Source organism: Synechococcus sp. MU1611 (genome assembly GCF_020514255.1).
Lineage (GTDB): Bacteria > Cyanobacteriota > Cyanobacteriia > PCC-6307 > Cyanobiaceae > Parasynechococcus.
Genome location: NZ_VTLC01000001.1, coordinates 220,007 through 233,753 on the forward strand (window position 1 = coordinate 220,007; position 13,747 = coordinate 233,753).

A 13,747-nucleotide genomic window follows, 5' to 3' on the forward strand; every position below is an offset into this window, starting at 1 on the left:
CGGATCAGGGTGCCGTCACTCCGGCGATTCTGAAGCGTGTTTCCTGCACGTCAACGGTCTGACTGCGTTTCCGGCTTCTCCACGGGCGCTGCAGCTGGCGATGTCTCCTTGATCTCCTGAGGCAATGGAACCAGCCATGCGGTCGCAATGGAGCATGCAAGGGCGACCCCAGCAAGAAGTGGCGGTCCTAGGCGTTTCTGCAAAGGAATGCGATCGACGATCTCCTGGCGCTGCAGGGGCCGGTCCTCGGGAAACGTCCAGGTCAGCTTGACCCTGGTGTCGATCCGCAACTGATCGAGGCAGCGCACCAGGTCAGCCAATTCAGCGTCATCGAGCTTGAGCTGAAGCGGCTCAACGCCCTCTCGGCTGCTGCGTAGTTCCAGCAGATGGTTTGTCTGATTCGGCCCGATGCTCACAAAACCGCTCTCCTGGCCAAAGCGGCGTTGCACTCCAGATAAGTGATGTCTGGCGTATGGCATCACTGCTGCCATCAGGGCCTCGAGATGATCCCGGGTGCCTTCCAGTTCCGGTGCTCCCACCAACTGCAGCCGCCAGGACGAGAGGATTCCGACCGCATCACTGGAATGCCCGGCGGAGAGATCTGGAAAGCCCTCCACCACAAGCCGTGCTGCCGTTTGTTCGTATTGGTACGTCGTTTTCAACATGGTCGGCCTATGGAGTGGGATCGAGCAAGGTGGCGCGGAGCCGATTGATTCCACCTGGGCCTGCGCAGAACGCCAGGGTGCTGATCAGCTGACGGTGCAGTGCTCCTGCCGGCTCCATCTTGAGAAGGCGAACCACGGCTTCCCTCCGCAGATTCATTCGCTCCTCAATAAGGTCCCGCAGACGCTCGTGGAATAACTGCCAACGCTGTTGAGTGAGCTGTTCCGGCTCGCGGCTCGACAGGAGTTGGTGGAGCATCGGATACAGCCGCTCCGCCATGGCACAGACCAGGCAGATTAGGGATTCGGCATCGACAGGGTCGAGCTGGTCCCGACAGGTGGTGCGCCTCAGGGGGTTGTGACAACGCCGCTTCCAGAGCTCAACCCGGTTGGGGAATTGAGCCTGGAGGCCCATCTGCTGGCTGGTCCAGACCATCGCCTCGCCACCATTGAGGTCGAGAGCCTCGATGGTCAGCAACAGCAGATCGAGACGCTCAACGCCCCGTCGGCTAAGTCGTGCACCCCCTTGGAGAATGCTGGACGATGGAGCTTCAGTCATGGCTGCGATGATGCCAGGGGCCATGCCATTGCGTCACCTGGATTTGGATCTTCAGTCGCACATTCGCTCAATTCCCGACTTTCCCAAGCCTGGAATTTTGTTCCGAGACATCAACCCGCTTCTGCGATCACCAGAGGCCATGGCTGAAGTGATCCGGCAGTTGGGCCGGGTGTGCGATGAGGTGAAGCCTGATCTGATTGTGGGGATCGAATCCCGGGGTTTCATTTTTGGGGCTCCTCTGGCCAGCGACCGACGCCTTGGCTTCGTGCCTGTGCGGAAGCCCGGAAAGCTTCCCGGTGAGGTGGTTGGTCTTGATTACGCCCTGGAGTACGGCACCGATCGGCTAGAGATCCAAGCCGATGCTTTTGAGAATTCGCCGCGGGTGCTTGTGGTGGATGATCTGCTTGCCACGGGTGGAACGGCTGCAGCGACAGGACAACTGGTGGAGCAGGCCGGTGGTTGCTTGGTGGGTTTTGCGTTCGTGATCGAGCTGGAGGGGCTTGGTGGGCGCCACGCGTTGCCCGCAGGTCAACCCGTGGAAGCGTTGTTGCGTTACGGCTGACTGTTCTGCCAGTCGAAGACCTCTTCGAGCTGGTTCAAGCTCAACAAGCCAAAGCTCCAAAGCACGATCGGCAGTGGGGCCTGTTCCAGTTCCGCCTGGCGTTGCCCCAGTTCAAGGGCACTGGGGCTCAGTCCCAGCCGACGCTGAAGAAATTGCAGCAGGGAGTCGGCTGGTGGAGGTTGCCGATGGCTGCACAACACCATGGTCTTGACCGGCGCTGCTGTCAGTTTGGCAACGCCTGCCAAAGCTGCATGGGGCCGTCACTCATGGCCCGCAGGCTGAGCCTGCGCAGACCAGAAAACTGTTTCAGCAGCTGCAGAGCCAAGCGCCGCAGCGGCAACAGCAGCGGTTGGCGGTTGGAAAACACACGCACCAGAAGATCAGTCGCCAAACCCACTTGGAGCACATCCAGCCAGCGGCTCATCCCGTAGTTCCTCGCGATCGTTGCGGCGCTGCCGCCCCGTTGCACGGCGCAGAGAAGACCATCAACATCGCGCCAACACAGATTGAGCCCCTGCCCTCCTACGGGATGGCAGCGGTGAGCGGCTTCTCCGATCAGCACGCCTCGACCGCGGTGAAAGCGCCGAGCTAGCAGCCATTGTTGAGGGAAAGCTCTGGGTTGATCGAGCAAACGATCTGGCTCAATTCCTGGGGGAAGAACGGCGGCCAGCTGATCCAGAAACTGACTGCGCTTCAGCGTGCTGCGCTGTTGGCAACGCTGCCAGGGTGCGCTCCACACCACCTGGAAGCGTCCCTGCCCCAAAGGCAGGACAGCGAACGGTCCTTCTGGCCGAAATAACTCACAGGCTCTGTCGTGGGCGAGTCCCCGCAGAACGACCTTGGCAGTGAGACAACCCTGGCGATAACGCATCTGCCAGTGATGGATTCCCCAGGCTTCTCGGGTGGGGGAAGCAGGTCCATCAGCCGCAACGACCAGGGCGTCTGAGCTGGGCTCAGGGCATGGTTCAGCCAGATGCAATTCAACGTTGTTGTGGCCCTGCAGTCGGGCCAGCAACAGCTCCATCAATGGACGGTGATCCAGGATCCAACCAATTCCGTCGTGGTTCCTGTTGGCGGCAGCGAGATCGGCCTGGCCGAACAGGACCCGAGAATTCGTGGCACCGTCCCGTAAATCCAGTTCTCGGAAGGGCACCAAGGCATCGGAGAGGTCCTCCCAGAGCCCGAGGGTCGTCAGTAGCCGACGACTGGAATGTGTGATTGCGTAGGCCCGGCTTCTTGCCTGAAGTTCGGAAGCTGTCAACGGGTCAAACAGGACCACACGCTGACCATTGAGGCCGAGGGCAAGTGCTGTGAGGGCACCGGTTGGACCAGCACCCAGAACACGTATTTCAGGAAGGGATGGAGCCATTCATCAAGTCTGGCCAGCCATCCCTCCGGAGCGCGAGAGGATCAACCCAGGCCGAGCAGCCCGTGAACGAAGGATTCGCCGCCCAGTGCCAACTCAGTGGCCAGCAGAGAAATGAAGCCGAGCATGGCCATGCGGCCGTTCAGCTTCTCGGCGCGGTCATGGAACCCCCAGCCTTGTTCAGCTTCAACCACTTCCATGCGGGGTTCGGATGCAAAGGCGTTGAGACGGCCACCGTCTTCCGTTGTGACCGTTGCTCCGCGGATGACCGCAGCGTTGGAGGAGGGGGTCTGAGACATGGGAGCCGCTCTTGAATTGCTACGAAGTGTAAACCAACTTTAAGAAATATTCACGGATGGTTGCTTGTCGGCCGTTTTAACGGCGGTTGATGCGGAGCTGGCACAGCTCTTCAAAGGCGGGTCTCAACAAGAAGGGGTATTCACCCACCCACATCTTCAAGCCAGGCAGCCAGGCATCGCTGAGAGCACCGATTTTTGAGAAATCCTTGCGCTCACTCAGCACCAGACAGCGGATCAGGCTGCCGCGGCGAATCGATTGATGTTTTTTGTCCATCGGAAAAGCCACCCGACCGAGGTAACCCTCCTCGTCCTCGAGTTCAAGAAGCATCCAGGTGCGTCGGTTCTCCACAAGTTCAAGCCGGCCGCGGCTATCGGCCTGTTCGTGGCGGTTCTCGATGCGCTCTCGGGTGATCACGTCTGCCACCTCTCCTTCGAAGAGGGCTGCCGCCGGATAGCGACGCAGGGTGGCATTGCGTTGACCTGCCTGAAGGATCGGTCCCCAGAGCACGTAAAGCAGAAACACCACGCCTGTCACCAGCCAGAAGGGGCCCCAGCGGCTGGACATCTGGCTCTGACTGATCAGCAGGGTGATCACCCCGCCGATGGCGGCGACCATCAGGCGTTGCAGCACCTCCTGGGGCTTGCCGAGGGAGACGCGGAATTGGTTGCCGGTTGCAACGGCTGGAATCAGGCGTTGCAGTTCACCAGGGCGGAGGGGAATGAGCATGGTGTCGCCCTCAGATCAGACGCTCGAGGCCATAAACAAGGCTGCTCAGGCTCCCCACTTTGCGCACCGTGAGCAGCACGCCTGGCATGTAGGCAGAACGATCGATCGTGTCGTGACGGAGGGTGTAGGTCTCCCCGGGGGCGCCGAACATGACCTCCTGATGCGCCACTAGCCCCGGCAGGCGTACGGAGTGAAGCCGCAGGCCACTATCCCGTTGCCCGCCGCGGCAACCCGTCAGGGACTCGTGCTCCTCCACCTCGTCCGGATTGAACGTCTTGCCGAGTTCTTCCATCAGCTCAGCGGTTTTGATGCAAGTGCCGCTGGGTGCATCCGCCTTGCGGTTGTGATGCAACTCCGTCAGTTCTGCGTGGTCGTAAAACCGCGCCGCGGCTGCCGCCGCTTGCTGCAACAGCACCATGCCCACAGAAAAGTTGGGAATCACGGCTCCACCCACGGACGCTTTCGAGGAAAACTCGGTGAGGTCGTTGAGTTGCTCAGGGGATAACCCGGTTGTGCCGATCACGGGATGAACGCCATAGGCAATCGCTGCCCTGGTGTGCTCGTACACAACCGAGGGGTGCGTGAAGTCCACCAGGACGGCACCGCTGCCGCTGTCACGTACCGACTGGCTCACAGCACAAAGACAACCTTCGAAATCGGCTGTGACGGCCACCTCCAGCTCGCCCAACCCCAATTCCAGCCCAACATCCACGCCTTCTTTGCCAGGAGTGTTGTCGATCGCTCCAGCCAGGCTGCAGTCCTCGGCTCCCACCACAGCCTTGATGACTTCAGCTCCCATGCGCCCCAGGGCACCGGCGACAACAACGGGAATAGGAGCGGTCATGAAAGCGCAGCAGACGCTTCAAAGCCTATGGGGCGGCTCGTGTAACGGCCGATCCAAAATCCTCGCGCCCAAGGGGCGGTCACCGTAAGGTTCTTCACATTGCTCAAAGCGCTGATGTTCACACAGGTCCGCTCCGCCGATCGCCGCGTTGCTCCTGTGGAGGGTCAGAACCACAAATCCGTGATGAAGGCGGTTTATGTGGTGCTTGAGCCCCAGTATCAAAACGCCCTAACCCAGGCAGCTACTGCGCTTAACGCCTCTGGTGGTGATCTCGGAATCGAGCTGAGCGGCTACTTGATCGAGGAACTGCGAGACGAGGACAACTACGCCGGGTTCTGCGCAGACGTGGCCGAGGCGGATGTGTTTATCGCCTCGCTGATCTTCATCGAGGACCTGGCACAAAAGGTTGTTGATGCAGTGGCGCCTCACCGAGATCGCCTGAAAGCAGCGGTGGTCTTCCCGTCCATGCCCGAGGTGATGCGGCTCAACAAGCTGGGCAGCTTCTCCATGGCGCAGCTTGGTCAGAGCAAGAGCGCCATTGCTGGCTTCATGAAGAAGCGGAAGGAAGCCGGAGGCGCTGGTTTCCAAGACGCCATGCTCAAGCTGCTGAACACGCTGCCCACCGTTCTCAAGTACCTGCCGGTTGAAAAAGCGCAGGATGCCCGCAGCTTCATGCTGAGCTTTCAGTACTGGTTGGGGGGGACGCCCGACAACCTGCGCAATTTCCTGCTGATGCTGGCGGACAAGTACGTCTTTCCTGCAGCGGAAGGAGATGAACGTCCAGCGATGGAGGTGGCGGAGCCCGAGGTCTTCCCTGACCTTGGCATTTGGCACCCCCTTGCCCCTTCGATGTTTGAGGACCTCAAGGAGTATCTGAACTGGACGTCAAGTCGTACGGATCTTTCTGAGAAAGCCCTTAAGGGGCCCATGATTGGTCTGGTGTTGCAGCGCAGCCACATCGTCACCGGTGACGATGCCCACTACGTCGCCATCATTCAGGAACTGGAGTTTCGCGGTGCGCGAGTCCTCCCGATCTTCTGCGGTGGTCTCGATTTCTCCAAGCCGGTCAACGCCTTCTTCTTCGACCCCCTGAATCCCGAGCAGCCCTTGGTGGATGGGATCGTCTCCCTGACGGGCTTTGCACTGGTCGGAGGGCCTGCTCGCCAGGACCACCCGAAAGCCATTGAGTCCCTGAAGAAGCTCAATCGTCCATATATGGTCGCGCTTCCTCTTGTGTTCCAAACCACCCAGGAGTGGGAACAGAGCGACCTCGGCCTTCACCCTGTGCAGGTGGCCCTGCAAATCGCCATCCCTGAATTGGATGGCGCGATCGAGCCGATCGTTCTCTCCGGCCGCGACGATGCCACCGGCAAGGCCCATACCCTCCAAGATCGTGTTGATGCCATCGCTGAGCGCGCGATTCGTTGGTCGTCGCTACGGATCAAGCCCCGCATCGACAAGAAGCTGGCGATCACGGTGTTCAGCTTCCCTCCCGACAAGGGCAATGTCGGAACGGCGGCCTATCTCGACGTCTTCGGTTCCATCCATCGGGTGATGCAGGAGATGAAGGCGAAGGGCTACGACGTGCAGGGCTTGCCTTCGACGCCTCGTGATCTGCTGGAGGCGGTGATCAACGACGCCGATGCCATGCAGGGCTCGCCGGAGCTTTCCATTGCCCATCGGATGAGCGTTGAGGAATACGAACGCCTGACCCCTTACTCCCAGAGGCTTGAAGAGAACTGGGGCAAGCCTCCCGGCAATCTCAACAGCGATGGCCAAAATTTGCTGGTCTTCGGTCGCCACTTCGGCAATGTCTTTGTCGGCGTTCAGCCCACCTTCGGCTACGAAGGCGACCCCATGCGCTTGCTCTACTCCCGTAGTGCAAGCCCCCACCATGGATTTGCTGCCTACTACACCTATCTGCAGAAGATCTGGAAGGCCGATGCGGTGCTCCACTTCGGCACCCATGGCTCCCTGGAGTTCATGCCCGGCAAGCAGATGGGCATGAGTGAAACCTGCTACCCCGATTCATTGATCGGTGCCCTCCCAAACCTCTATTACTACGCCGCCAATAACCCCTCGGAAGCCACCATCGCCAAGCGTCGTGGCTACGCCTCGACCATCAGCTACCTCACCCCACCGGCTGAAAATGCAGGCCTCTACCGGGGTCTGAAGGAGTTGGGTGAGCTTGTTGGTTCCTACCAACAGCTGCGTGAAGGTGGCCGCGGCGTTCAAATCGTCAACACCATCATTGAGACGGCGCGTCAGTGCAACCTCGATAAGGATGTCGACCTGCCCGAAGACGACGCCTCTTCCATCGACCTGGAAGGGCGCGATGCCTTGGTCGGTGCCGTCTACCGACAGTTGATGGAGATCGAGAGCCGTCTTCTGCCCTGTGGTCTCCACACCATCGGTAAACCTCCCACTGCAGAGGAAGCCATTGCCACATTGGTGAACATCGCTGCTCTGGAGCGTGAGGAGGATGGCCTCCGTTCGCTTCCCGGCCTCTTGGCTGAAGCGATAGGTCGTTCCATCGAGGATGTCTACAAAGGCAATGACGAGGGTGTGCTCGCCGACGTTGAGCTCAATCGCACGATCACGGAGACATCCCGAGCTGCGATCGGAGCCATGGTCCGTACGCTCACCGGTCGTGACGGCCGGGTCAGCTTGCGCAACAGCTTCGGCTGGTTCTACGACCTCCTGGCCAAGTTTGGTTTCAAGCTGCCCTCCCCCTGGCTGCGGGCCTGCTGCACCGCTGGATTTGTTCAGATCGACGCCACCGAGCTCGACAAGCTCTTTGCTTACCTGCGCTTCTGTCTCGAGCAGGTGTGTGCCGACATGGAGATGGAGAGTCTGTTGAAGGCTCTTGATGGCGAATACATTCTTCCGGGTCCTGGTGGCGACCCGATTCGTAATCCTGGCGTGCTGCCCAGTGGCAAGAACATCCATGCACTGGACCCGCAGGCGATTCCTACCCGCGCTGCGGTCGCAGCAGCCAAGGGTGTTGTTGACAAGCTGATTGACCGTCAGCGCGAGGAGCAGGGCACATGGCCCGAGACCATTGCCTGCGTGCTCTGGGGAACTGACAACATCAAGACCTACGGCGAATCCCTGGCTCAGATCCTCTGGTTCGTTGGTGTCAAGCCGATGCCGGATTCCGTTGGTCGAGTCAACAAACTCGAGCTGATTCCTCTGGAAGAACTCGGACGCCCCCGTGTTGATGTGGTGGTGAACTGCTCCGGTGTGTTCCGTGATCTGTTCATCAACCAGATGGCCCTGATTGATCAGGCCGTGAAAATGGCGGCCGAGGCCGATGAGCCCCTGGAGCAGAACTTCGTGCGCAAGCATGCCCTGGAGCAGGCGGAGAAGGAAGGAACCAGTCTTCGGGATGCAGCCTGCCGGGTGTTTTCCAATGCCAGCGGCAGCTATAGCTCCAACGTGAATCTGGCTGTTGAAAACAGCACCTGGGAAGAGGAGGGCGAACTTCAGGAGATGTATCTCTCTCGTAAGACTTTTGCCTTCAATGCCGACAATCCTGGCGAGATGAACCAGAAGCGGGAGGTGTTCGAGAACGTGATGAAGACAGCGGATGTCACCTTCCAGAACTTGGACTCTGCTGAGATCTCCCTCACCGATGTGAGCCACTACTTCGATTCCGACCCCACAAAGTTGATCGCTGGACTCCGTGACGACGGCAAAGCTCCAACCAGCTATATCGCTGATACCACCACGGCCAACGCCCAGGTTCGCTCGTTGAGCGAAACCATTCGATTGGATTCACGCACAAAGTTGCTGAACCCCAAGTGGTATGAGGGCATGCTTAATTCCGGATATGAGGGTGTGCGTGAGGTTTCAAAACGGCTCAACTTCACTCTGGGCTGGAGTGCTACCAGTGGCGCCGTCGACAATTTTGTCTACGAGGAAGCCAATGAAACCTTCATCAATGATCCGGAGATGCGCAAGCGTCTGCTGGAACTGAACCCCAATAGTTTCCGCCAAATTGTGGGCACGCTTCTCGAGGTGCATGGTCGGGGTTATTGGGAGACCTCAGACGAAAACATCGAGCAGTTGCAGGAGCTTTATCAAGAGGTTGAGGATCGTATTGAGGGTGTTGTTACAGACTAATCGCGTTGTTTTAATGTAATTAAGCCAAACTTAGATCAATATATTTGCTTGAATGGCTTTGCGCTATTTTTTAGCGCGACTTTGCATGATAGTTGAATGACTAAAATGCATAAAAATGCGATAGAATGTCTATTTATTGACTAATTCCTGTAATTGTTAGTCTTTTGTCTGCTGTTAAGTGTTAATGGTTCAATCCTGTTTTGATTGTCCAATTAGAGCAAATGCACTTGTTATTAGAGTAAAGGTTTCCGTCTTCGCCAACTGTGGTAAAAAATATTTTTGAAGGCTTGAGAAGGTAAATATTTTTTTCCCATGCTCTATACATCGCACGATGCTCTCTTGCATATATTTTCAACTCTTTTTGGGATTTGATGTTTTTCTCAGGGCAATCTCGCTTCATTTTTTGAATGTAAGCCTTGCTTGAATTGGTGTATATTGTGTTGACAATGATATTTTCAAACCTTGAAAAAAATTGATGCTTGAGAAAGCTGGACACCATTAAATCGCAAATTTTTTGATCTGCTCTTTTTTTGCGAGGTACTGGAATTTTTGTAAGCGATGCAATTTTCCTTCTGTCGCTTTCGCCTGAGGCATGATGTCCAAGAATAGCGGTTAAAAGTTTTAGATCTATGTGCATGAGAATATGCTTCGTGAGCTGCTTCTGGTTGTTTAATTTATTAATAAATCTGCCTTCAAAGGTTGATCCATTTTTAATTGCTTCGATGTAATCATCATATTCTTGATGGGGGATGCCACTCCTTGTTTTCTTGAAATCTTCGTGGAATTTCTGGCCGTAGAGATTTACGTCAAGAGTGTGAGAATGTTTGATTATTGTTGATTTCCCTGCCCCTGAGCATCCAGCAATAATCAGACAGGTTTTTAAATCTTTTGCAGTTGAACTGTACTCAATTTTATTCTTCTGATTTATCGGTTCTGATATTTGCATCTAGCAAACCAGATCTAATTCTAATCTTAGCTTAATTTCTTCTTAATGTCTAGTTTTGATGGGCTCTATGCCTTTGCTTGCTCCTCTGGTATGTGCTTTGTGTTTTGAATGTGCTAGTGGTCAGCCTGGATAGCAACAATTGCAGCTCACATTAAAGAATTAGTTTTTGCTTTCGGATTTCCTGAAATAGGCGAGAATTTTGTTCAAATAATTTAGATCATTGTTCGGGCTTGCTTTTGAAGTCCAGTCTGGGCAGATGCATTTATTGTTAGAGTAAAGCCCTCCGTCTTCACAGACTGTGGTAAAGAATATTCTGGAAGGTTTAAGCAGGTAAATATTTCGTTCCCACGCCTCGTACATGGCGTGATGCTCCCTAGAAAATATTTCACTTTTTTTGTTGCTTTTGATTTTTTCGTTTGGTCGATCTCTTTTCATTTTTTGCACGTAATTTTTATCGCAATCGGTGTAGACTGTGTTGATAACAATAGCGTCAAACCTTGAAAAAAATTGATGCTTGAGAAAGCTAGATACTAATAAGTCACAGACCTTCGGATTCACTCTGTCTTCGTGGGGTGTGGGGAATTTGGTGATCGATTTGATTTTTCTTTTATCGTTTTCTGATGCAGCACGGTGACCAAGAGTGCGGATTAAAGATTTAAGATCGACATGCATAAGGATATGCTTTGGTGGGTCTTTTTCATCCTTTAGATTTTTAATGTGCCTTCCTTCGAAGGTTGCCCCATTTCTGATTGCATCGGAATATTTATCAAATTCTTGATGGGGGCTACCACTCCTTGTTTTCTTGAAATCCTCATGGAATTCTTTCCCGAAGAGCTTTACGTCAAGAGCATGGGAATGTTTGACGATGGTTGATTTTCCTGCTCCAGAACAGCCCGCGATGATGAAGCAGGTTTTTAAATCTTTTTCGTTGTGCCCTTTCTTTTTTGCTCTTTTTTGCTCAGCCGTTTCTGCTATTTGCATCTAGCTATCTAAACCTCAATCTAACCCTAGCTTAATTTCCTCTTAATGTCTAGTTTAGAGCGGTTCTGCGCTTTTGCTTGCTCCTCAGGTCTTCACTTCTGTGTGCTGATTGGGAGTGGTCAGTTTTTATGCGTCTTCAGTTTTGCGTTGTGCCGAAATGACCACGCTCAGCACTTTCGCTGATCTCTGATGTCTTGAAATTCACCCCCGCCCATCGCTCATAGTCATGCAGGGAGCGTTGCTCTCCGAGCCAGTAGTCGTGGATGTCAGTCACGTCACTGGCCGTCGGTCTGAGTTGCTGAGGAGCGCGATCAAGGCTTTGCAGGAGCGTGTGCACCCGCACCAAGGATTTCCGGTTCAGCTCAAACCAGTTGTCGTGATCGCTCCAATGGTTTGCTGATTGCTCGACCGGTGTGGCTTCCGTCTTGTAGAGATGGAAAAGCAGCAGACGATTAGGCACGTAAATATTGAAGCCTGAGGTCCACAGCCGTGCCGACATGGCCACTTCCTCCCCATAGAAATAGAGCCCTGGGTCGTAGGGCACTCCGCTGGCGATCGACCCAGGCCCGAAAAGGAATCCTCCGGCGATAAAGGCCCCGGGGATTGGACGCTCAGGCTGTTGTTCTGGCAGTTGGAACCGACTGATGCCTTGGAACCTGAGAATGCCGTTGTCGTCAAAGCCGTCGGCTCTCATGACCGGCAGTGTTGACGTCTGTAGGAAGCACGGTTGCTGGAAGCCATTGGGGTAAACACTCAGAACTGCGCCTGGATCGCTGCATTCCGCCCAGGTCTTCTGAAGCAGCTCATCCCAGCGCTCCACAGCGCGCATGTGACTGTCGATCTGGAGTAGGAAATCTTCCCCGCCGTAAAAACTCTGAGCCTGTCGTCGCGCCCAGCAGGCTCCCAGGCTGTCAGAGGCACGAAACGAGCAGACGCTGATCTGAGGATGATCTGGAAACGCATTGGTTCCCCAATGGTTCGGATCGTTATCGCCAAGTTGCAGGCAGATGCCGAATTGCAGGCGTTCTGGCTGGGCTGCCCTCTCGATCAGGTTGTGAAGTGTGGCTGGAAGATCTGGGTCTCGGTAAGCCGCGATCTGCACGAAAATCGTGGCTGTCACCAGAGTGCGGCAGCCATGCGTAGTGTCTGGCTGATTGGCCCCACATCGTGCACCCTCAGCACGGCTGCACCGGCCTGAGCGCAGCGGCAGGCCACCGCAGCGGTTCCCCAGAGCCGCGCCTTCGGTCGCGGTTCGTCGAGCACGGCACCAATGAAGCGTTTGCGTGAAGGGCCGATCAACACCGGTCGCGGCCCCCGGGTCAGTTGTTCCAGATCTCGCAGAAGCTGCAGGTTCTGCTCGTGAGTCTTGGCGAACCCGAGGCCTGGGTCCCAGATGATCTGGCTTTCTTGGACGCCCGCCTTGATGGCGGCTTCACTGCGCTCCACTAACGCCCCTTTCACATCCGCTACGACATCGGAGTAGCTCGTGAGTTGATCCATGCTTTGACTGTTGCCGCGGCTGTGCATCAGCACCACTGGACACCCTGCATCGGCGACCACCCGCAGCAGATCGGGGTCGTGTCTGCCACCGCTCACATCATTGATCCAGCTTGCACCTGCCTCCAGTGCCCTGGCGGCAACCGGTGCCAGAAACGTGTCCACGGAGATCAGGGCGTCTGGGTTACTTTCCCTGATGGCTTTCAGTGCTGGCAGGAGCCTGCGCAATTCCTCCTCTTCACCCACCTCCTCCGCGCCAGGTCGAGTGCTTTGGGCGCCCAGATCCAACACGTCGGCCCCGTTGTTCAGTTGCCGCTGGGCTTCAGCGAGGGCACGTTCGCTTGCAAGGAACCGTCCTCCATCACTGAAGGAGTCGGGGGTGATGTTGATCACCCCCATCACCGTTGTGCGTTGGCGCCAGCCCTGGGGCCAGACCCCTGAGTCAAGCGGTTTGGTAATTCGCAATGCGGGCAAAGCTTTCGGGTTCCAGTGAAGCGCCCCCCACAAGCACCCCATCGATATCGCTCATGCCCATCAACTGATCAATGTTGGTGGGTTTGACGGACCCTCCGTACTGGATCACGAGATCAGGGGAGCCGACCCAGCTCCGGATCAGACCGCAGATACGGTTTGCTTCCTCGGCTTCGCAGGTTTTGCCTGTTCCGATCGCCCAGATCGGTTCGTAGGCCACGACTAACTTCTCGGCGTCGAGTCCCTCCAGACCCTGCTCGATTTGGCGTCGAATCACACGTTCTGCTTCGCCGCGTTCGCGTTGCTCATCACTTTCACCGACACAAACGATCGGAATTAAACCGTTCGATTGGGATGACCTGGCTCGGTGGTTGATTTGCTCGTCGCTTTCACTGAAATATTTTCTTGGTTCGCTGTGGCCCACGATCGTGTGGGTGACCCCATGCTCCTTGAGCATTGCAGGGGAGATCTCGCCAGTAAAAGCTCCTTGGCCTTCCCAGTGCACGTTCTGGCTGGAGAGACAAAGGCGGGAGCCTTGGCTGAGATCCGCCATTGTGGACAGCGCCGTGAACGGTGGTGCCAAGACCAGGTCGCGGTCGTCAGGGGTGTCAGCGATCAACGGCAGGAAGGCCGCCATGAACTCCCGCGACTGGGCACACGTCATGTGCATTTTCCAGTTGCCAGCGATCACCGGTCTTCGCACGCCTT

General features: G+C 56.1%; 14 protein-coding genes. 2 read left to right on the forward strand and 12 right to left on the reverse strand.

Annotation, left to right across the window (positions count from 1 at the left end; all coding sequences use genetic code 11):
* Positions 1–50: 50 nt before the first annotated feature.
* On the reverse strand, positions 51–665 hold the full coding sequence (locus FZZ92_RS01265) for a DUF4335 domain-containing protein (RefSeq protein ID WP_226422380.1): 615 nt from the start codon (positions 663–665) through the stop codon (positions 51–53).
* Positions 666–672: 7 nt separating this feature from the next.
* Positions 673–1,221 (reverse strand): DUF3038 domain-containing protein, encoded by a 549-nt coding sequence (locus FZZ92_RS01270; RefSeq protein WP_115095335.1) that lies wholly within the window; start codon positions 1,219–1,221, stop codon positions 673–675.
* A 22-nt stretch (positions 1,222–1,243) separates the two neighbouring features.
* Between FZZ92_RS01270 and FZZ92_RS01275 the strand changes: the two genes are divergently transcribed.
* The gene (locus tag FZZ92_RS01275) at positions 1,244–1,783 is read left to right on the forward strand and encodes an adenine phosphoribosyltransferase (RefSeq protein WP_226422381.1); all 540 of its coding nucleotides are present in this window, start codon (positions 1,244–1,246) and stop codon (positions 1,781–1,783) included.
* Here FZZ92_RS01275 and FZZ92_RS01280 read toward each other — a convergent pair.
* The 5 genes from FZZ92_RS01280 to dapB all read right to left on the reverse strand — a co-directional run bounded on the left by FZZ92_RS01280 (position 1,774) and on the right by dapB (position 5,019).
* A complete protein-coding gene (locus FZZ92_RS01280; RefSeq protein WP_115025373.1) occupies positions 1,774–1,986 on the reverse strand; it encodes a DUF2949 domain-containing protein in 213 nt (70 codons plus the stop codon). The genes FZZ92_RS01275 and FZZ92_RS01280 overlap by 10 nt on opposite strands.
* A gap of 20 nt (positions 1,987–2,006) precedes the next feature.
* Complete coding sequence (locus tag FZZ92_RS01285) at positions 2,007–3,152, reverse strand: FAD-dependent monooxygenase (protein WP_226422382.1); 1,146 nt, start codon at positions 3,150–3,152, stop codon at positions 2,007–2,009.
* Between the two features lie 41 nt (positions 3,153–3,193).
* Positions 3,194–3,448 carry a high light inducible protein gene (locus FZZ92_RS01290; protein WP_226407866.1) on the reverse strand — a complete coding sequence of 85 codons (255 nt, stop codon included), beginning with the start codon at positions 3,446–3,448 and terminating at the stop codon, positions 3,194–3,196.
* A 76-nt stretch (positions 3,449–3,524) separates the two neighbouring features.
* Entirely contained in the window at positions 3,525–4,175 is a 651-nt protein-coding gene (locus FZZ92_RS01295) for a hypothetical protein (RefSeq protein WP_115025215.1), read from the reverse strand.
* A gap of 10 nt (positions 4,176–4,185) precedes the next feature.
* On the reverse strand, positions 4,186–5,019 hold the full coding sequence (gene dapB / locus FZZ92_RS01300) for a 4-hydroxy-tetrahydrodipicolinate reductase (protein ID WP_226422383.1): 834 nt from the start codon (positions 5,017–5,019) through the stop codon (positions 4,186–4,188).
* Between the two features lie 114 nt (positions 5,020–5,133).
* Here dapB and FZZ92_RS01305 point away from each other — a divergent pair, with 114 nt between their 5' ends.
* Entirely contained in the window at positions 5,134–9,144 is a 4,011-nt protein-coding gene (locus tag FZZ92_RS01305; protein WP_226422384.1) for a magnesium chelatase subunit H, read from the forward strand.
* A gap of 181 nt (positions 9,145–9,325) precedes the next feature.
* Here FZZ92_RS01305 and FZZ92_RS01310 read toward each other — a convergent pair whose 3' ends face one another.
* The 5 genes from FZZ92_RS01310 to tpiA all read right to left on the reverse strand — a co-directional run bounded on the left by FZZ92_RS01310 (position 9,326) and on the right by tpiA (position 13,742).
* Positions 9,326–10,090, reverse strand: a complete 765-nt coding sequence (locus tag FZZ92_RS01310) for a hypothetical protein (RefSeq protein WP_226422385.1) — start codon at positions 10,088–10,090, stop codon at positions 9,326–9,328.
* A gap of 159 nt (positions 10,091–10,249) precedes the next feature.
* Entirely contained in the window at positions 10,250–11,071 is an 822-nt protein-coding gene (locus tag FZZ92_RS01315; protein WP_226422386.1) for a hypothetical protein, read from the reverse strand.
* 136 nt (positions 11,072–11,207) lie between these two features.
* The gene (locus FZZ92_RS01320; RefSeq protein ID WP_226422387.1) at positions 11,208–12,191 is read right to left on the reverse strand and encodes a GlcNAc-transferase family protein; all 984 of its coding nucleotides are present in this window, start codon (positions 12,189–12,191) and stop codon (positions 11,208–11,210) included.
* On the reverse strand, positions 12,188–13,033 hold the full coding sequence (folP, locus tag FZZ92_RS01325; RefSeq protein ID WP_226422671.1) for a dihydropteroate synthase: 846 nt from the start codon (positions 13,031–13,033) through the stop codon (positions 12,188–12,190). Before folP ends, FZZ92_RS01320 begins: the two co-directional genes overlap by 4 nt.
* Positions 13,011–13,742 (reverse strand): triose-phosphate isomerase, encoded by a 732-nt coding sequence (tpiA, locus tag FZZ92_RS01330; protein ID WP_166017363.1) that lies wholly within the window; start codon positions 13,740–13,742, stop codon positions 13,011–13,013. Before tpiA ends, folP begins: the two co-directional genes overlap by 23 nt.
* Between the last annotated feature and the right edge of the window lie 5 nt (positions 13,743–13,747).